17 protein-coding genes and 1 pseudogene are annotated in these 18,130 nt (G+C 72.9%); 5 read left to right on the top strand and 13 right to left on the bottom strand.

Annotated features, from left to right (window positions below; genetic code table 11):
* Positions 1 to 169 precede the first annotated feature (169 nt).
* Together AB0I91_RS25500 and AB0I91_RS25495 are read right to left on the bottom strand one after the other, a co-directional pair.
* Positions 170 to 1,207, bottom strand: a complete 1,038-nt coding sequence (locus AB0I91_RS25500) for a LacI family DNA-binding transcriptional regulator (protein WP_499639173.1) — start codon at positions 1,205 to 1,207, stop codon at positions 170 to 172.
* A gap of 106 nt (positions 1,208 to 1,313) precedes the next feature.
* A complete protein-coding gene (locus tag AB0I91_RS25495) occupies positions 1,314 to 2,105 on the bottom strand; it encodes a class I SAM-dependent methyltransferase (protein ID WP_498786657.1) in 792 nt (263 codons plus the stop codon).
* A gap of 339 nt (positions 2,106 to 2,444) precedes the next feature.
* Between AB0I91_RS25495 and AB0I91_RS25490 the strand changes: the two genes are divergently transcribed.
* The 4 genes from AB0I91_RS25490 (at position 2,445) to AB0I91_RS25475 (ending at position 5,533) form a co-directional block, all read left to right on the top strand.
* On the top strand, positions 2,445 to 4,142 hold the full coding sequence (locus AB0I91_RS25490; protein ID WP_499639172.1) for a sigma-70 family RNA polymerase sigma factor: 1,698 nt from the start codon (positions 2,445 to 2,447) through the stop codon (positions 4,140 to 4,142).
* Between the two features lie 82 nt (positions 4,143 to 4,224).
* On the top strand, positions 4,225 to 4,620 hold the full coding sequence (locus AB0I91_RS25485; RefSeq protein WP_498786659.1) for an ATP-binding protein: 396 nt from the start codon (positions 4,225 to 4,227) through the stop codon (positions 4,618 to 4,620).
* Complete coding sequence (locus AB0I91_RS25480; RefSeq protein WP_499639170.1) at positions 4,577 to 5,044, top strand: anti-sigma factor antagonist; 468 nt, start codon at positions 4,577 to 4,579, stop codon at positions 5,042 to 5,044. Before AB0I91_RS25485 ends, AB0I91_RS25480 begins: the two co-directional genes overlap by 44 nt.
* Positions 5,045 to 5,137: 93 nt before the next feature.
* Positions 5,138 to 5,533: an ATP-binding protein gene (locus AB0I91_RS25475; RefSeq protein ID WP_499639168.1), complete on the top strand. Its 396-nt coding sequence runs from the start codon at positions 5,138 to 5,140 to the stop codon at positions 5,531 to 5,533.
* Between the two features lie 7 nt (positions 5,534 to 5,540).
* Here the strand turns inward: AB0I91_RS25475 and AB0I91_RS25470 are convergent, their stop codons facing one another.
* The 8 genes from AB0I91_RS25470 to AB0I91_RS25435 all read right to left on the bottom strand — a co-directional run bounded on the left by AB0I91_RS25470 (position 5,541) and on the right by AB0I91_RS25435 (position 14,036).
* The gene (locus AB0I91_RS25470; protein WP_499639166.1) at positions 5,541 to 7,178 is read right to left on the bottom strand and encodes a serine/threonine-protein kinase; all 1,638 of its coding nucleotides are present in this window, start codon (positions 7,176 to 7,178) and stop codon (positions 5,541 to 5,543) included.
* A 166-nt stretch (positions 7,179 to 7,344) separates the two neighbouring features.
* Positions 7,345 to 8,067, bottom strand: a complete 723-nt coding sequence (locus AB0I91_RS25465; RefSeq protein WP_498786663.1) for a spermidine synthase — start codon at positions 8,065 to 8,067, stop codon at positions 7,345 to 7,347.
* A 163-nt stretch (positions 8,068 to 8,230) separates the two neighbouring features.
* Positions 8,231 to 8,644 (bottom strand): arsenate-mycothiol transferase ArsC, encoded by a 414-nt coding sequence (locus tag AB0I91_RS25460; protein ID WP_498786664.1) that lies wholly within the window; start codon positions 8,642 to 8,644, stop codon positions 8,231 to 8,233.
* Entirely contained in the window at positions 8,641 to 9,345 is a 705-nt protein-coding gene (locus tag AB0I91_RS25455; RefSeq protein WP_498786665.1) for an aquaporin, read from the bottom strand. Before AB0I91_RS25455 ends, AB0I91_RS25460 begins: the two co-directional genes overlap by 4 nt.
* Positions 9,346 to 10,035 carry an arsenate reductase/protein-tyrosine-phosphatase family protein gene (locus AB0I91_RS25450; RefSeq protein ID WP_498786666.1) on the bottom strand — a complete coding sequence of 230 codons (690 nt, stop codon included), beginning with the start codon at positions 10,033 to 10,035 and terminating at the stop codon, positions 9,346 to 9,348. It lies immediately after the preceding gene.
* A 52-nt stretch (positions 10,036 to 10,087) separates the two neighbouring features.
* Positions 10,088 to 11,584 (bottom strand): SulP family inorganic anion transporter, encoded by a 1,497-nt coding sequence (locus AB0I91_RS25445; protein ID WP_499639164.1) that lies wholly within the window; start codon positions 11,582 to 11,584, stop codon positions 10,088 to 10,090.
* Positions 11,585 to 11,923: 339 nt separating this feature from the next.
* A complete protein-coding gene (locus tag AB0I91_RS25440) occupies positions 11,924 to 13,600 on the bottom strand; it encodes a ribonuclease J (RefSeq protein WP_498786668.1) in 1,677 nt (558 codons plus the stop codon).
* A 64-nt stretch (positions 13,601 to 13,664) separates the two neighbouring features.
* Complete coding sequence (locus tag AB0I91_RS25435; RefSeq protein WP_499618512.1) at positions 13,665 to 14,036, bottom strand: MerR family transcriptional regulator; 372 nt, start codon at positions 14,034 to 14,036, stop codon at positions 13,665 to 13,667.
* A gap of 162 nt (positions 14,037 to 14,198) precedes the next feature.
* Between AB0I91_RS25435 and AB0I91_RS25430 the strand changes: the two genes are divergently transcribed.
* Positions 14,199 to 15,809 (top strand): peptide chain release factor 3, encoded by a 1,611-nt coding sequence (locus AB0I91_RS25430; protein WP_499639162.1) that lies wholly within the window; start codon positions 14,199 to 14,201, stop codon positions 15,807 to 15,809.
* A 63-nt stretch (positions 15,810 to 15,872) separates the two neighbouring features.
* On the opposite strand, the gene AB0I91_RS25425 is transcribed toward AB0I91_RS25430, so the two are convergent.
* From AB0I91_RS25425 to AB0I91_RS25415, 3 genes and pseudogenes are all read right to left on the bottom strand, one after another.
* Positions 15,873 to 16,232, bottom strand: a complete 360-nt coding sequence (locus AB0I91_RS25425) for an MmcQ/YjbR family DNA-binding protein (RefSeq protein ID WP_498786671.1) — start codon at positions 16,230 to 16,232, stop codon at positions 15,873 to 15,875.
* Positions 16,216 to 17,466: an MFS transporter gene (locus AB0I91_RS25420; RefSeq protein ID WP_499639160.1), complete on the bottom strand. Its 1,251-nt coding sequence runs from the start codon at positions 17,464 to 17,466 to the stop codon at positions 16,216 to 16,218. The genes AB0I91_RS25425 and AB0I91_RS25420 overlap by 17 nt, the downstream gene beginning before the upstream one ends.
* Positions 17,453 to 18,130 (bottom strand): annotated as a pseudogene (locus AB0I91_RS25415) (flavoprotein); the annotation flags it as partial. The gene AB0I91_RS25420 and the pseudogene AB0I91_RS25415, both read right to left, overlap by 14 nt.

Here is an 18,130-nt window from a genome sequence, read left to right as displayed (position 1 = left end):
CGGTTCGGTCGGGCGGCGGAGGAGGCCTCCGCGCCCGTGGGGTGTTCCGGCGCTGAAACATTTAGGAGTATTGAGCGAAACAGTTCGGAAGACAAGACCCAGGGGACGCAGGCGACCTCGGGTGGCTTGCTCAGGCGTGACGTGCTCCGGGGCGTGACGTGCTCCGGGTTCAGGCGGGCGGCGCGGTGCTCTCGCGCACGACGAGCGTGGTGGCCAGCTCCACCCGGGGCTGGACGAGGGTTCCGCCCGTGGTGAGGGTGAGCAGCATCCGGGCGGCCGTCGCGCCCATCTCGGCCAACGGCTGCCGCACGGTCGTCATCGGCGGGCAGCACCAGCGGGTGTTGTCGATGTCGTCGAAGCCGACCACGCTGAGGTCGTGCGGGATGCGCAGGCCGAGCTGCCACGCCGCGGCGTAGACGCCGAGCGCCTGCAGGTCGTTGCCGCACAGCACGGCGGTCGGCCGGTCGGGTAGGCCCAGCAGCTCGCGGCCCAGTTCAAGGCCTTGCTCGAAGGTGAACTCGCCGGTGCGCACGAGCCGGTCGTCGAGCGGCGCGCCCGCGGCGTCCATCGCGGCCCGGCAGCCCTCCAGGCGGGCGCGGGCGCCCAGGGAGTCCGTCGGTCCGCCGATCACGCCGATCCGCCGGTGGCCGAGGTCGAGCAGGTGCCGCGCGGCCGTGATGCCGCCGCTCCAGTTCGTCGCGCCGACCGACGGCGTGGTGTGCAGCGGTTCGCCGGACGGGTCGAGCGCCACCAGCGGGATCGCGCTCGCGGCCAGCAGCGCGTGCTGCTCCGGCGTGAACGCCGAGTACACCGCGATCACCCCGACCGGGTGCCTGGCCAGCAGCTTCTCGGCCCAGGACCGGCCGGGCGAGGTCGGCTCGACCACCTCGGTGAACGCGACGGCCAGTTCGTGCTCCCGGGCCACCGGTTCGACGCCGCGCACGATCTCGACCGCCATGTGGCTTTCCAGGCCGTAGAACACGACTTCGAGGATGGCCGAGGGCGCGATGGCGTCCGGGCGCCGGTAGCCGTGCTCGCGCAGCAGCGCCTCGACCCGTTGCCGCGTCTCCGCCGCCACGCCGGCCCGCCCGTTCAGCACCTTCGACACGGTCGGCTTCGACACCCCGGCGAGCCGGGCGATCGTCTCGACCGTCAGCTCTCCGCGTCGTCGCCCACGCCGTCGACCGTCCGCGATGCTCCCCGCCACGGCCGAAGTGTACGTAGCCCGCGACCGCGGGCCGATCATGATCGCCGGACGACCGCGCGTGCCGACCGTTCGGGGTGCCGAAGTGCCGTGCGGTCGCGACGCTTCGTCACCTTCGCCCGGGGCGCTTGCCCTGGACGGTGTAGAAGACGCAGGAGGTGGCGCGGAACGCGGGGTGCGCCATCGCGGCGCGGGCGGTCCGGAGGGCGGTGTCGGTCAGGCCGGCGGCGAGCAGCTTGTCGCGCAGGTGGTGGGTGTGGTGGACGAGCAGGCGCAGGCCGGGCGAGTCCGCGTGCCACTGCCGCACCACCGGCACGGGGTCCACGTCCACCAGCCCGGCGGCGGCCATCGACGCGGCGACGCGGCGACCCCAGCGGCGGTCCGCGCCCGCGGCGTCGAACATGCGCTCCTTGGCCGCCAGGAAATCCTCGTACGCGGCGGCGTGCTCGGGATGGGCGGCCAGGAGCACCGGTCCGTAGTCGAGGTCGAACTCGTCGAGTTGCAGCACCCCGCCGGGCTTGAGGGCGCGGACGAGCTTGCGCAGCACCTGTTCGCGCTCGGGCAGGTGCAGCAGCACGAGCCGGGCGTGGACCAGGTCGAACCCGGCTTCGGGCAGCGGGTCGTGGACGACGTCGTGCCGCAGCACGGTCAACCCGGCGGCGGGTGGGACGTGCTCGGGTTTGACGTCGGTGGCCAGCACCGACGCGCCGCGGCCGGCGAGCCAGTGCGCGACGCTGCCGCCGCCGGCGCCGACCTCCAGGCACCGCCACCCCGGCCCGACGCCGGTGCGCTCCAGGTGGGCGAGCGTGGCCGGGTCGTAGGCGGCGGCCAGGCAGCGGTGCTGTTCGGTGGCGTGGAGGTTGTGGTTGTCGAAGACGTAGCCCTCGTCGATCGCGGTCATGCCCACCGTCCTGTTCCGTTGGCGCGTCGACGATTCGCCGACGTGCTCTGCGCACAACTGCGGGACAGTACGTCGGTGACGTGCGCCGATCGTCGATCCGGGAAACCTTCACCCTTCCCGGTCAACTGTGCGCACGCGGTGGTGACCGCACTGGTGCGGACAAGGGGATTCCGGGGTTCCGCGGTGCGATACCGTCACCCGCGGTGACGGCCTGGCGAGCCGCGGTCGTGGGTCGCGGGCCGTGATCCGCTGCCGGAGGCGGTGGGCCGAATCCTCCGCCGGGTTGGATATGGTCCGGGCTGAATCGCTCACCCACCGTGCCTGGGAGGTAGACGTCCGGTGATCGGGCACCCCGACGAGCGCGAGCTGGAGCGGTGGGCGCGCGCGGACCTGGCCGCCCTGCGCGACGACCTGGACCACGCGCTCAACGCCGACGCGAGCTCGACGTCCGGCTCGTCGGGCGTGCCGCGTTCGTCCCGGCCGCCGTCGGACGCCGAGCTGATCGAAGCCGTGCGCGGCGGGGAGATCCAGGCGTACGGCGAGCTGTTCGAGCGGCACGTGACCGCGGCCCGCAACCTGGCCCGGCACCTGGCCTGGTCGAGCGCCGAGGCCGACGACCTGGTGTCGGACGCGTTCGCCAAGGTGCTCGACACGGTGCGCGCGGGCGGTGGCCCGGACTCGGCGTTCCGCGCCTACCTGCTGACCGCCTTGCGCCACACCGCGTACGACAAGACGCGGCGGGACAAGAAGCTCAAGCTGGCCGACGACGTGGAAGCCGTGTCGGGCGTGGAGAAGGTCACCACGGTGCCGTTCCACGACCCGGCCGTGGCGACCCTGGAACGGGCGCTGGCCACGAGGGCGTTCGCCAGCCTGCCCGAGCGGTGGCAGACGGTGTTGTGGCAGACCGAGATCGAGGGCCAGTCGGCCGCCGAGCTGGCGAAGCTGCTGGGGTTGACCGCGAACGGCGCCTCGGCGTTGGCCTACCGGGCCCGCGAAGGGCTCAAGACCGCCTACCTGCAAGCACACCTGGCGGACAGCCCCACGAACCGCTGCCGCGCCACCGTCGCGAAACTGGCCGCGTGGACCAGGGGCGGCCTCACCAAGCGGGAAGCCGCCCAGGTCGAGGCGCACCTCGACGAGTGCCCGACCTGCCCCGCGATGGCCGCCGAACTGGCCGACGTCAACGGCACGCTGCGCGCCGTCGTCGCGCCGCTGGTGCTCGGCGCCGGTGTCTCGGGCTACCTGGCCACGACCGCCGGCGCGGCGAAGGCGGGCGCGGCGGTGGCGGGTGCGGCGGGGGCGGGGGCGGGGGCGGGAGCAGGGGCGGGAGCGGCGGCCAACTCGGTCACGACGGCGCAGTGGCTCGGCATGGCGGCGTCGGCCACCGCGATGGTCGCGGCCGTGGCGCTGGGGCTCAACGCCGGGCAGCCGGTGGCCGTGCCCACGGTCGCGGCGCAACCGCCCGCCCCGTCGGCGGACCAGCAGGAGGTCTCGCCGGTCGTCTCGGGAACGTCCGCGCCCGCCACGGGATCGTCCGGCCCGCCGGTGACCACGACCGGACCGTCCGACCCGCCGTCCGCACCGGTCGCGGGCGGCGTCGTCACCACCACCACGACCGCCGAACCCCTGGCGCAGCCGCTGGTCACGGTCGTGCCGGACGGTTTCGCCCTGCCCACCGGCGGACCACCCGTCGACCTGCCCGTCACCATCCGCAACGCCGGCCGGACGCCCTTGGCGCCCACCACGCTGGCGCTGTCGCTGCCCGAAGGCGTGCAAGTGGTCGGTCCGGGCCGCAACCTGCTCGGCCGGCCGCTCGTCGGCTGGGACGGCGCGGCGCGGACGGTCGGGTGCCCGGCGGGCAAGGGCACCGTCACCTGCACGGCCGAGGGCGAGTTGGCCGCGGGCGCCCAGGTGACGTTCGTCCTCCGGTTGCTCGCCGGTCCGAAGGCCGTCGGCGGCACGATCAGCGGCACGGTCACGGCGGGTCCTGAGCAGTCGGTGCCGGTGGAGGTGTCCGTGGTGGTCACGCCGAAGTGAGCGGCTGGTTTGGCCCGTCGGTCCAGCGGGTACCAAACGCGTTGTTCATGCCTTGAGAAAACAGGGCAGCGGAGGGCGGACCATGAGCACTGTCGAACTTCCCCGGGACGGCGTCGAACTCGGCCTCCCGGACACCCCTCCCGCGCCGGACGAGTTGTTCGACCTGGTCGCCCGCACGTTCCCGGGCGTCGGCGGCGACCGACTCGTGGACATCCAGGTGGTCGCCGCCCAACTGGTCGGCAACGCCTACCGCCACGCCGCCGGGCCACGACGGCTGCGGCTGCGCCGAGGGCTCGAAGCCGACCTGGTGCGGATCGAGGTGCAGGACGGCAGCCCGAGCCGGTTCCCCGTCCTGGGACGGCTGGACACCCCCGCGCACGGTCGCGGCCTGGTCATGGTCAACCGGCTGTCGGTCAACTGGGGTCATCGGCCCCATGACGACCAGAAGACCGTCTGGGCCGAGGTCCGACTGGTCTGAATCGTTCCCGTACGCGGGGTCGGACGTAGTGCGACACGGGAGGCGATCGGTGGCGCCCGATTCGGGTAAGCGCGGTCCGCGCGCGGGTTTCTCCTGCGATTTCCGCACCGGTGAGGGCACCACGGTGATCACGGTGTCCGGCGAGGTGGACATCGTGGCGGCGGACCGGATCCAGGACTACCTCGTGCGCGAAGGGCTGGGACCGGACGGGATCAGGCTCGACCTGGGCGGCGTGACGTTCATGGGGGTCGCGGGTCTCGCCGTGCTGCTGCACGCGGCGGACCTGTGCCGCGACCACGGCATGGACCTGACCCTGGTGGCATCACCGGAGGTCACGCGGGTGGTCAAGCTGATCGACGCGACCGCCGGGCTGGTCGACCACCTGATCCCCGTGCCGACCTCGGCCGCGGCGGACCCGCGATGAGGTCGGCGTCACTGTTTGCGGGTCCGGCCGCGGGGAACCCGCCACCTACCCCCCTGTGCTCAAGGGAGTGCCGATTGCTGGAAGGCTCGTGTTGTGGACGTCGTCGAACGGTCCGCTGACCACGTCGACCTCGATCTGGAGGACAAAGTCCCACTGGTGCGCCGTGCGCGGCGGTGGATCGCCGAGAACGTCCCGGAACTGGACCAGTCGAAGCTGCTCGACCTGCTGCTGATCGCCGACGCGTTGCTGACCAACGCGTTCGAGCACGCCACCGCGCCACGCCGGTTGCGGCTGAGCCACCGGCCCGACGCGCACGTGGTCCGGGTGGAGGTGCACGACGCCAGCCCCGAGCTGCTGCCCGTGCTGGGCAAGCCGGGCGGGCGGGAACCGCACCACCGAGGGCTCTTGCTGGTCAACCGGTTGTCTTCGCGGTGGGGCGTGGATCCCCAGGCCGGTTACAAGGCGGTGTGGGGCGAGGTCGCCGCGTAACCGGCCCTCAGCCTCCGCCGCTCTTGCCGCCACCGCGTTTCTTGTCGTCCTCCTTCTTGTCCTCGTCCTCGTCGTCGTCCGCTTTGCCGATGCGTTGCGAGGACACGACTTCGTCCGCGTCGATCAGCGGCGTCCCGTTCTGGACGACCAGCCGCACGCGGTGCGATTCGCGGAACCTCTTGCCGTCCGGGCCGGTGAAGTCGATGCCGACGCTGACGGTGTCCGGTCCGACGGCGGTGGGCGCGGCGCTGACGGTGAGGTCCTTGACGTCGCGCCAGTACTTGTCGTACTGCGGGCGGCCCTGCGCGCGCAGGGCGGGCCCGAGCCGTTCCCAGGCCTGCGCGGTGTTCTTCGGCAACAACGCGTAGTACTCCGCGACGGCCTGTGCCAACTGGGCGGGAGCGGGCGTGCTGCTGGACGACGACGTGGTGCTCGTGACCGCGCCGGCCGCGTTGTCGGTGGTCCGATTCCCGTTCGCCAGCACCACGACCAGCACGACGAGCCCCACGACGGCCGCCGCGGCCACCGCGATGAGTCCCGCACGCCCACCACGTGCGGGCCGGGGCGCGAGGGCGGTCGGGTGCGGCGCCAAGGCGGTGGGGTGCGGGCCTGTCGGCCACGGAGTCGGACTGCTGTGGGCCGGATCCGTTGCGTGCGGGTCGGTCGGCCAGGGTGTCGGACCCGCTTGGGCCGGGAGCGCCGAGGGGACCGCCAGGTCCCGGCCGGCGGGCTGCGGTGTCAGGTCGGCTCGGTGCGGGCCGGTGGTCAGCGAGCCTTCCGGGTGCGGGCCGGTCGGCGGCAGGTCTGCCGGGTTCAGGTCCAGCCGGGTCGCCGGTGGCGCCGTCACGGTCGGCGCGCGCAGCCGTTCGGCGGCCTGCGCCATCGTCGGCCGGGCCGCCGGGTCGGTGCGCAGCAGGTCCAGCAGCACGTCGGTCAGCGGTCCCGCCTGGGTCGGCGGCGCGAAGCGGCCCGCGGCGACGGCGTGCAGCAAGGCGATCGCGTTGTCACCGTCGCCGAACGGCGGACGCCCTTCCACCGCCGCGTACAACGTGCCGCCGAGGGCGAACACGTCGGAGGCGGGCCCCGGCTCGCCGCCGCGCGCGACCTCCGGCGAGAGGAACGCGGGCGTGCCGGCGAGCAGCCCGGTCCGGGTGACGGTGACGTCCCCGACCGCGCGGGCGATGCCGAAGTCCGTGATCTTCGCGGTGCCGTCGTCGGTCAGCAGGACGTTGCCCGGCTTGACGTCCCGGTGCACGATGCCCGCCGCGTGCGCCGCCGCCAGCGCGCCGGCGATCTGCGCGCCGATGTGCGTCACCCGCTCGACGGGCAACGGGCCGCGCGCGATCAGCTCGGCGAGGGTCCGCGCCCGCAGGTACTCCATGACGAGCACCGGCTTGCCGTCGTCCTCCACGACGTCGTGCACCGTCACCGCGTTCGGGTGCTGCAACCGGGCGGCGATGCGCCCTTCCCGCGCCGCGCGGCCCACCGCCGCGACCGGGTCGGCCCCCTCGGGCACCACGAGCTGCTTGAGCGCCACCACGCGGTCCAGGCGCTCGTCCAACGCCTGCCACACGACGCCCATCGCACCCGCGCCCACGCGCCCGCGCAGCCGGTACCGCCCGGCCACCAAGCGCCCCACGTCCATCACCAGCGAACCCCGCCCTTCCCGGCGTCAACCGGACAACCTTACGTCCCCGGGCCCGCCGGCTCCGAGGCGTGAGGCGACCTCGACGTCCGGTCGACAACGGGATGAACCCGGGAGGTCGCGATGACGCGGCCCACGTGGGTGCGGTTGCTCGCGAGCTGACGGATCAGCGACCGCCCGCCGTCCGCGCGAGGTAGACGGTGGCGGTCGCCTCACGTTGTTGCAGCGGGTTGTGGAAGCGGACGACCTCCGCGCCGACCTCGGCGAACCGGTCGGCCAGCGCCGCGGTGTAGTCGTCGTCCGGCGGGTCGTTGGACCACAAGGCGAACACCCCGCCGGGGTGCAGCCGGGCGGCGAGGCGACGCAGGCCCTCGGGCTCGTAGAAGTCGGCGTTGTCGGGGTGCAGCAGGTGCCTGGGCGAGTGGTCGATGTCGACGATGATCGCGTGGAACAGGCGGTCGGGGTCGGTCGGGTCGAGGCCGCCGTCGGAGCGCGAGAGCGCGAAGAAGTCGCCGTGCACCAACCGGCAGCGCGGGTCCGACGCCAGCTCCTGCCCACCGGGCAGCAGGCCGCGTCGGTGCCACTCGATGACCTCGCCGAGCGCGTCGATCACGACCACCGACCGCACGGCCGGGTTCTCCAGCACGGTCCGCGCGGTGTAGCCGAGGCCGAGACCGCCCACGACGACGTCCAGCGGCGCGGGCAGGTCGGCGAGCGCCAGGCGCGCCAGCTCCACCTCCGACACGGTGAACAGGCTCGACATCAGGAACTCGTCGTTGAGCTTGATCTCGTGGACCTCGCGGTCGAACACGGGATCCCACCGGCGGCGCAGGACGAGTTCGCCTAGCGGGGTCTGTCGCCAGTCGAGCTCCTGGAAACGCGCGCTCATCGGGTGTTACCTCCGGGTCGGTCCTCGACGGTGGTGGTGCGGGACCACAGTGGACCGCGGGCACGCGGTGAGCGCACGGTGGCGCCCATCGTCGCAGCACGCCTCCGACCCGGGTGAGGGCGGGTCCCGGCCGCGAGGGCGGCTGCGGCCGGGACCCGGCGGCTCAGGCGGGCTCGTCGAGCAGTTCGGCGAGCAGCCCTCGGACGCGGCGGTCGATGTCGTCGCGGATGGGTCGGACGGCGTCGACGCCCTGGCCCGCGGGGTCTTCGAGCTCCCAGTCGAGGTAGCGCTTGCCGGGGAAGACGGGGCAGGTGTCGCCGCAGCCCATGGTGATGACGACGTCGGAGGCCTCGACGTCCTCGGTGGTCAGCTTGGACGGCACTTCGGCGGTGATGTCCAGGCCGAGTTCGGCCAAGGCCTGGGCGGCGGCGGGGTTGACCTGATCGGCGGGGGCGGAGCCGGCGGAGCGGACCGTGACGCGGCCCAGCGCGTAGTGCTGGAGCAGCGCGGCGGCCATCTGGGAGCGGCCGGCGTTGTGGACGCAGACGAACAGGACTTCGGGCTGCTTGCGGGTCAACGGACCTGTCCTTCGGTGACGGGCGCGGTGGTCGCCTCGGTGGTGGGGTAGAGCGTGCGCAGCAGCGGCACGGCGACCGCGACGGCGACGAGTTGCGCCAGCACGTAGACCGGCACGGAGGAGGGCGCGATCCCGGCGAACGAGTCGCTGAAGACGCGGCCGACGGTGATGGCGGGGTTGGCGAAGCTGGTGGAGCTGGTGAAGAAGTACGCCGCGCCGATGTAGGCGCCGACGGCGGACGGCGCGAGGGCGGCCCGGCCGGACCGGACGAGCGAGAAGATGACCAGCAGCAGGCCGACGGTGGCCACGACCTCGGCGACGCCGTGCGCGACCGTGGCGCGTCCGGTGGTGCTGATGCTGACCGGCGCCGCCTCGAACATGGTGTTGGCCAGCACCGCGCCGGTGACGCAGCCGAGCACCTGGGCCAGCGCGTACGACGGCACGTCGCGCCAGGCCAACCCGCCGAACGCGGCGTCCGCCAGGGACACGGCGGGGTTGAAGTGGCCGCCGCTGACGGGGCCGAAGACCAGGATGATGGCGTAGAGGCCGACGGCGGTGGCGGCGGCGTTCTCCAGCAGCTGCAGGCCGACGTCGCCGGGGGAGAGGCGTTGGGCGGCGATGCCGGAGCCGATGACCAGGGCGGCGAGCAGGAGGCTGCCGAGGTACTCGGCGAGCAGCCGGTGGGACAGCGGGCGGGGCATTCAGGGTCCCTCGGGGGCGGGGTGGACGGCGGGCGCGAGGCGGTCGATGCGGTCGGCGAGGTCGCGGTAGGCGGCGTCGAACGCGTCCGGGGTGCCGACGGCGGCCGGGTCGGGCACCGACCAGTGCAGCCGGTCGTCGTGGTCGGTGAGCTCTTCGTGCGCGTTGTCGCACACCGCCACGACCAGGTCGTCGGGCCTCAGCACGGCGTCCAGGTGGTGGGGACGGGCACGGGTCAGCGACAGGCCGTGGGTGCGGGCGGTGGCGACGGCCAGCGGGTGCACGCGCTCGGCGGGCCGGGTGCCCGCGCTGGCCGCGGGCACCGGGCTGCGTCGCTTCCACAGCGCGGCGGCCAGCTGGGAGCGCGCGGAGTTGTGGCTGCACACGAACACCACCCGCGGCGCCTGCCGCAGGCCGGTGGGCACCAGGTCGGTCAGCGCGGCGGTGCGCAGGCGCAGGTAGGTGCGCCGGTGGTCGCCCTCCGAGCGCGACCGCTCCACGATCCCGGCCTGCTCCAGCAGCTTCACGTGGTGGGCGAGCAGGTTGCTGGGCAGCCCGAGCGCGCGGCCGACCTCGCCGGGCGAGGCGTCGCCGAGCACGAGCAGGTCCACCACGGCGAGCCGGGCGGGCTCACCCAACGCCGCGTGCACCCGCGCCCGCGCGACGGTCTCCGAAGGCCAGTCAGTACTCATTGACTCAAGCATGCTTGAGCGGTCGACCGGAGTCAACCGGGCGGCCCGCCCGTCAGTGGGAGCCGGAGACCTGTCCGGTGAGCTTGCTGTGCAGCTTCTCGCTGTGCGGGTTGAGGCCGACGATCTCGGCCTCGACGCCACGTCCGGCGAACTTCGCGGTGACGGTGTCGAGCGTGGCCACGGCGGAGCTGTCCCAGACGTGCGCGCCGGAGAGGTCGATGACGACCTTGTCGACGTCCTCGGCGTAGTCGAAGGAGTGCATCAGCTCGTTGGTGGAGGCGAAGAACAGCTCGCCGGTCAGCGCGTAGACGCGGATGCGGCCGTCGGGGTCAAGGACGCTGGAGACGTCGACCAGGTGGGCGACGCGGCGGGCGAAGAACACGGCGGCGAGCAGCGCGCCCGCGATGACGCCGAGGGCGAGGTTGTGGGTGGCCACCACGGTGCCGACGGTGACGACCATGACGGCGGTCTCGCTGCGCGGCGCGCGGCGCAGGCCGGACGGCGTGACGCTGGACCAGTCGAACGTGCTGATCGACACGAAGACCATCACGGCGACGAGCGCGGCCATCGGGATGAGCGAGACGACCGGGCCGAGGGTGTAGACCAGGATCAGCAGGAACACGCCCGCCGACAGGGTGGACAGCCGGGTGCGGCCACCGGACTTGGTGTTGATGATCGACTGGCCGATCATCGCGCAGCCGGCCATGCCGCCGAGGAAACCGGTGGCGATGTTGGCGATGCCCTGCCCGCGGACCTCGACGCCCTTGTCGGACGGGGTGTCGGTGAGGTCGTCGAGCAGTTGCGCGGTCAGCAGCGACTCGACCAGGCCCACGACGGCCAGCGTGAGGGCGTAGGGCGCGATGATCGCCAGCGTCTGCGCGGTGAACGGCACCATCGGCAGGCCGAAGAACGGCAGCGCGTCGGGCAGGTCGCCCATGTCGCCCACCGTCGGCACGTCGACGTGCAGGAAGACCGTGAGCGAGGTGATCACGACGATCGCGACCAGCGGCGAGGGGACGGCCTTGGTGAGCTTCGGCAGCAGGTAGATGACGCCGAGGCCGAGCGCGGCCAGCGCGATGACGGGCCAGCCGCCGCCGGTGATGTGCGGGATCTGGGCGGTGAACAGCAGGATCGCCAGGGCGTTGACGAAGCCGACCATGACGGTGCGGGGCACGAAGCGCATGAGCTTGTGCACGCCGACCAGCCCGAACGCGATCTGGAACGCGCCGGTGAGGACGGTCGCCGCGAACAGGTACTCCACGCCGTGGTCGCGCACCAGCGGCACCAGCACCAACGCCATCGCGCCGGTCGCGGCGGAGATCATGCAGGGGCGTCCGCCGGCGAAGGCGATGATGATCGCGATCGTGAACGAGGCGTAGAGGCCGACCTTGGGGTCGACGCCCGCGATGATCGAGAACGACAGCGCCTCGGGGATCAGCGCGAGGGCCACGACGAGGCCGGAGAGCAGGTCGGCGCGGGTGTTGGCGAACCAGTTCACGCGGATGCGCGAGAGCAGGGTGGGACGTGCGGGCGCCTCGTACGAGGACAAGCGACACCTCGGGGGACTTGTCGCGAGCGCGGCAGGTGCGACTCGCGTGCTGAACAAGGGACGACGCCCGACGGGGTGCCTGCTCGTGGCGAGGCGGGAAGCGGAGGTGCCGCGGACTGCGGACTGGCGACCTGGGATCGGGTTCGTGACGGGCGCGGCTGCTCCGGCGCGACCACGGGAACTCTACCCTGACGTCACGGTAGACCTCGAACGAGTGGGCTGATCTTGAGCAAGCTCTCCGCGCACCCAGGCCCGGCTGGCCGCCGGGTCGACGCCGGAGAACCTCGAGCCACCTGCTCGCCGCCGCGTGGGAGCGGCGGCGAACACGCGGCCGACGTCTCAGGCCTCGACGACCACGGGGATGATCACCGGCCGGCGGCGGTGGGTCCGGTAGGCCCAGTTCTGCACCTCGCGGGCGATCAGCCGTTCGAGTTCCTCGAAGTCGGTGACACCGCGTTCGTTCGCGCCGGCGAGCGCCTTCTCGATCGCGGGGATCGCGGGGGCGAAGGTGGAGGCGTCGTGCTCGAAGCCGTGGGCGATGAAGTCCGGCGGTTCGGCGAGCCGGCGGGAGTCGAGGTCGACGATGGCGACGACGGTGATGACGCCTTCCTCGCCGAGGGTGCGGCGCTGGGCCAGGGAGGCCTCGGTGACGCCGCCGACGGTCTGCCCGTCGACGTAGACGTTGTGGATCTCGACCTTGCCGGTGATGCGGGCGTGGCCGTCCTGCAGGTCGACGACGTGGCCGTTGGCCGCGATCGGCACGCGGTCGCGGTCCACACCGGTGCGCACGGCGAGCTCGGCGTTCGCGCGCAGGTGCCGTGCCTCGCCGTGCACCGGCAGCACGTTGGACGGCTGCACGATGTTGTAGCAGTAGACGAGCTCGCCCGCGCTGGCGTGACCGGAGACGTGCACCTTCGCGTTGCCCTTGTGCACGACGTTCGCGCCGCGGTCGGTCAGGCCGTTGATGACCCGGTAGATGGCGTTCTCGTTGCCGGGGATCAGCGAGCTGGCCAGCAGGACGGTGTCGCCCTCCTCGACCTGGATCGAGTGGTCGCCGCCCGCCATGCGGGACAGCGCGGCCATGGGCTCGCCCTGGGAGCCGGTGCAGACCAGGGTCACCTGGCGCGGGGGCAGCCGGTCCATGCGCTTGATGTCGACGACGAGGCCGTCGGGCACCTTGAGGTAGCCCAGTTCGGTGGCCACGCCCATGTTGCGGACCATCGAACGCCCCACGAAGGCGACCTTGCGGCCGTGGGCGTGCGCGGCGTCGAGGACCTGCTGGATGCGGTGCACGTGGCTGGCGAAGCTGGACACGATGACCCGGCGCGGCGTGGTGCGGAACACCTCGTCGATGGCGGGGGCCAGGTCGCGCTCGGAGGTGGTGAAGCCCGGCACGTCGGCGTTGGTGGAGTCGACCAGGAACAGGTCGACGCCCTCCTCGCCGAGGCGGGCGAAACCACGCAGGTCGGTGATCCGGCCGTCCAGCGGGAACTGGTCCATCTTGAAGTCGCCGGTGTGCAGCACGAGCCCGGCGGCGGTGCGGATGGCGACGGCCAGGCTGTCCGGGATGGAGTGGTTGACCGCCAGGAACTCCAGGTCGAACGGGCCGCGCGCGAGCCGCTGCCCCTCCTTGACCTCCACCGTGACCGGCGTGATGCGGTGCTCGACGAGCTTGGCGGCGAGCAGGCTCAGCGTCAGGCGCGAGCCGATGACGGGGATGTCGGCCCGCTCGCGCAGCAGGTAGGGCACACCGCCGATGTGGTCCTCGTGCCCGTGGGTCAGCACGACCGCGACCACGTCGTCCAGCCGGTCCCGCATCCAGGTCCAGTCCGGCAGGATCACGTCCACCCCGGGCTGGTGCTCCTCGGGGAACAGCACGCCGCAGTCGACGACGAGCAGCTTGCCCTCGTGCTCGAACACGGTCATGTTCCGGCCGATCTCACCCAGCCCGCCGAGGGCGATGACGCGCAGCGCGCCGGGGGTGAGGGCCGGTGGAGGGGTGGAGGTTCGAGCCATGGTCACACCCTCACGTTACGTGAGGGTGCTCGGGCGCGAACAGCGGGCCCCGGCTTCGGGGCGCTCAGCCGTGGGGCAGGTGGGCGCGCAAGCTGCCCGCGAAGTCCTCGGCGATCCGCAACTGGGCGCGCAGTTCCTCGCAGCGCTGCTCGGCCGTCGTGTGGAACTGCGCGAGGCGGTCGAGGTGCTTGTCGCGGTCGTCGTCGTCGAGGGCGGAGAGGGCGTCGAGGATGCTCAGCAGTTCGCGCATCTCCTCGAGCTGGAAGCCGAGCGGCTTCATGCGCTTGACCACCTGGAGCCGGTCGACGTCGGGCTCGGTGTAGAGGCGGAACCCGCCCTGGCTGCGGGCGCTGGGCACGACCAGGCCGACTTCCTCGTAGTAGCGGATCGTGCGCAGCGACAGGCCCGTCCGGTCGGCCACCTCGCCGATCTGCATGTGCCCGCCCACAAGATCCCTTCCGACGCCTCGTCCGTTCGACCATTGTGGCACCGGTGCGGCGCGGCCGGAGGCTACCGTAACGTGAGAGTAGGTTCCGCAGGGTACGTTCCGCGGTACCGCCGAGCCCGGTGACACCCGTCGAGTCCAGGAGAAACGCGAATGACCACCGCAGGTTCGGTGACGGCCCCACCCGCCGACGTGCTGCGGGAGGCGGATCGGCGGCGCACGTTCGCGGTGATCAGCCACCCCGACGCCGGCAAGTCCACGTTGACCGAGGCGCTCGCGCTGCACGCGCGGGTGATCTCCGAGGCGGGCGCGGTGCACGGCAAGTCCGGCCGGCGCGGCGTGGTGTCGGACTGGATGGAGATGGAGAAGGCGCGAGGGATCTCCATCACCTCGGCGGCGTTGCAGTTCGCCTACGGCGACACCGTCGTCAACCTCCTCGACACGCCCGGTCACGCCGACTTCTCCGAGGACACCTACCGGGTGCTCGCGGCCGTGGACTCGGCGGTGATGCTGCTGGACGCGGCCAAGGGCCTGGAGCCGCAGACGCTCAAGCTGTTCGACGTGTGCCGGCACCGGGGCATCCCGGTGATCACGTTCGTCAACAAGTGGGACCGGCCCGGCCGCGACGCGCTGGAGCTGTGCGACGAGCTGGTGGAGCGCATCGGGCTGCAGCCCATGCCGCTGACCTGGCCGGTCGGCGAGGCCGGTGACTTCCGGGGCGTGCTGGACCGCCGCGACGGGCAGTTCATCCGCTACTCGCGCACGGCAGGCGGCGCGACGGCCGCGGCCCAGGAACGCCTCGACCCCGCCCGCGCGGAGGCCGAGGAAGGTCCCGGGTGGACGCGCGCGGTGGAGGAGCTGGACCTGCTGGCCGCCTCGGGCGGGAACTTCGACGTGGAGCGCTTCCTGGACGCGACGGCCACGCCGGTGCTGTTCGGCTCGGCCGTGCTCAACTTCGGCGTGCGGCACCTGCTGGACCTGCTGGTCGACCTCGCGCCGCGGCCGACGCCGCGCCCGGACGTCGACGCGCGGCCGCGCGAGCTGGACGCGCCGTTCTCGGCGTTCGTGTTCAAGGTCCAGACCGGCATGGACCCCTCGCACCGGGACCAGGTCGCGTTCGCCCGCGTCTGCTCGGGCGTGTTCGAACGGGGCATGGTGGTGACCAACGCCACCACCGGAAAGCCGTTCGCCACCAAGTACGTCCAGCAGGTCTTCGGGCAGCAGCGCTCCACACTGGACACCGCGTACCCGGGCGACGTGATCGGCCTCGTCAACGCCAACTCCCTGCGGGTGGGCGACACGCTCTACACCGACAAGCCCGCCGTGCGGTTCCCCGGCCTGCCCAGCTTCGCGCCCGTGCACTTCGCGGTGGTCCGCCCGGCCGACCTGAGCCGGGCCAAGCAGTTCCGCAAGGGCATCGAGCAGCTCGGGTCCGAAGGGGTCGTGCAGGTCCTGCGCTCGGCGCGGCGCGGTGACGGCTCGCCGGTGTTCGCCGCCGTCGGACCGATGCAGTTCGAGGTCGCCGCCCACCGGCTGGACGCGGAGTTCAAGTCGCCGGTCCGCCTGGAACGGCTGCCCTACACCGTGGTGCGGCGACTGCCCGACCTCGCCCACCGGAACGCGGTCGACAACAACCGCGGCGAGGTCCTCACCCGGGACGACGGCACTCACCTGGCGCTGTTCCCGGACTCCACGGCCCTCGGCGTGCTCAAGCGCCTGCACCCCGAGGTGGTGCTGGAACCGCTCGTCGCGGGCACCGACTGAGCGGACGAACGGCCGGGCGCGCGTGCCGGACGCGTGCGCCCGGCCGTGGTTCGCGCCTGACCGTCAGCGGTGCGCTCGGTGTGCCGGGTCGGGCACTCGGGCGAGCAGGTCCTCGGGCGCGGACAGGCGCCAGGCCTCGAAGACCAGCTCGGCGAGCTCGTCGGCCTCGATGCCGGCCAGGTAGACCACCACCCAGCCGAAACCGCCGGACGTGAACTGCTCCTCGAACACGTCGGGCCGTTCGGCCACCAGCGCGTGCTGCTCGGACAGCAGCTGCTTCAGGCCGACCGTCTGCGTGCGCGGCCAGTAGTAGCCGAACCGCTTGCCGCGCACGCTGAACGAGCTGTAGTCCCCGCCCTCCCGGCGCTCCACGTCCACGAGCGCGTTCACCATCCGGATGAACTCGTCACTGCTCACTGCCACTGCGGCCCCCACGGAAGTCCCGGCCCACAGTGTAGGTCGGCACGGACTTGAGCGAGATCAGCGCCGCGACCACGCCCAGCGCGGCCAGCACGGCGAACACCGCCGGGTAACCGCCCAGCGTCCCGGCCAGCGCGGTCGCGGCCCACGGGGCCACGGCGGCGGTGACGGTCAGGGGCGCGTGCAGGACACCGCTGAGCCGCCCGTAGTGGGCGGTGCCCCAGCGGTCCGTGACGGCGGTGGCCTGGATGAGCGTGAAGGTGCCCCGGACGACACCCGCCAGCATCGCCGCGGCGATCAGGGCGAACGCGGGCCCGGGGATCAGTCCCAAGAGGAGGGTCGTGGCCGCGGCCGCCAGCAGGGCGCCGGCGGTCCTGGCCTGCACGCCGGTTCGCGCGACCAGCCGTCCGTAGCCGAGCCGTCCCAGGACCTGCCCGACGCCACCCAGGCCGAGCGCCCAGGCGGCGGTGGTCGTGGAAAGACCGCGTTCGGCGAACAACGGCACCATGGCGACCACGATCGCGTACACGGCCAGCGCGCCGACGCTCATCGACACCACGAGCAGCACGAACGGGCGGCTGCGGGCGATCGCGGTCGGCCGACGGGTGTCCGAGGTGGCCGGGTGGGCGGGCCACGGCAGCCGCAGGCCGAACAGGTGCGCGGGCACGGTGAGCACGGCCAGCACCGCCGCGAGCACCAGGTAGGTCTGCCGCCAGTCCAGGTGCGCGGCCAGCGCGGCGGTGAGCGGGGCGAACACCGTGCTCGCCAGCCCGCCCGCCAACGTCACGACCGTCAGCGCGCCCACCCGGTGTTCCGGGCCGTGCCAGCGGGTGAGGGCGGCGAACGCCGGCTGGTACAGCACACCGGCCATGGCCACGCCGACCAGCACCCAGCCCGCGTAGAACCACGGCAGCGACCGCGCCGACGCGACCACCGCCAGCGCGCCGACGGCCAGCAGCGACCCGGTCGTCATCACCACGCGCGGCCCGTGCCGGTCGAGCAGCCTGCCGACCGGCACCCCGACCACCGCGCTGACCAGTTGCGCCACCGAGAACGCGCCGATGACCGCCGCGTCGGACCAGCCCGCGTCCGCCGCGATGGCGGGCGCGAGCACCGGGAAGCCGTAGAACAGCACGCCCCAGCTGGTGATCTGGGTCAGGCACAGCACCACCAGCACGCGGCGCGGCCCGGCGTGTCCCCCGAGCACGCCGGGCCGCGCGAGTTCAGACCCGGGCACCCGGGGCGGCGAGCGTCAGTTCCGCCACCTGCGGCGCGGCGCAGCACCCACTGGAGGACGTCGGTTCGACGTCGAAGACTCCGGATCCGCCGCAGACGCCGGTTTCGGGGAGGGTGAGTTCGACCTTGGTGGCGGCTTCGTGGTCGCCGGCGATCTCGGCGGCCACGCTGCGGACCTGTTCGTAGCCGGTCATCGCGAGGAACGTCGGGGCGCGGCCGTAGCTCTTCATCCCCACGAGGTAGACGCCGGGCTCGGGGTGGCGCAGTTCGTTGGCGCCGTGTGGGTAGACGGTGCCGCAGGAGTGGACGTTGGGGTCGATGAGCGGGGCGAGCGTGGTCGGCGCTTGGAGTACGGGGTCGAGGTCGAGCCGGACTTCGGACAGCCAGGAGTGGTCCGGTCGGAACCCGGTCAGTGCCACGACCTCGTCCACGGGGTCGAGGCGGTGTCCGTCCTGCGACACCAGCACCACGCGGTCGCCGTCTCGTTCGACGGCTGCGGTGCGGAAGCCGGTGACGACCTCGACGTGCCCGGCCTTCACCGCGGCCCGTGCCCGCAGGCCCAGCGCGCCGCGCGCCGGCAGTTGGTCGGCTTCGCCGCCGCCGAAGACGTTGCCGACCGCGCCGCGGCGCAGCAGCCAGGTGACGTGCGTGCCGGGGTGCCGTTC

Source organism: Actinosynnema sp. NPDC049800, assembly GCF_040656635.1.
GTDB lineage: Bacteria > Actinomycetota > Actinomycetes > Mycobacteriales > Pseudonocardiaceae > Actinosynnema.
Note: the sequence above shows the minus strand (reverse complement) of the source record. Positions and strands in the feature narration are given on the sequence as shown.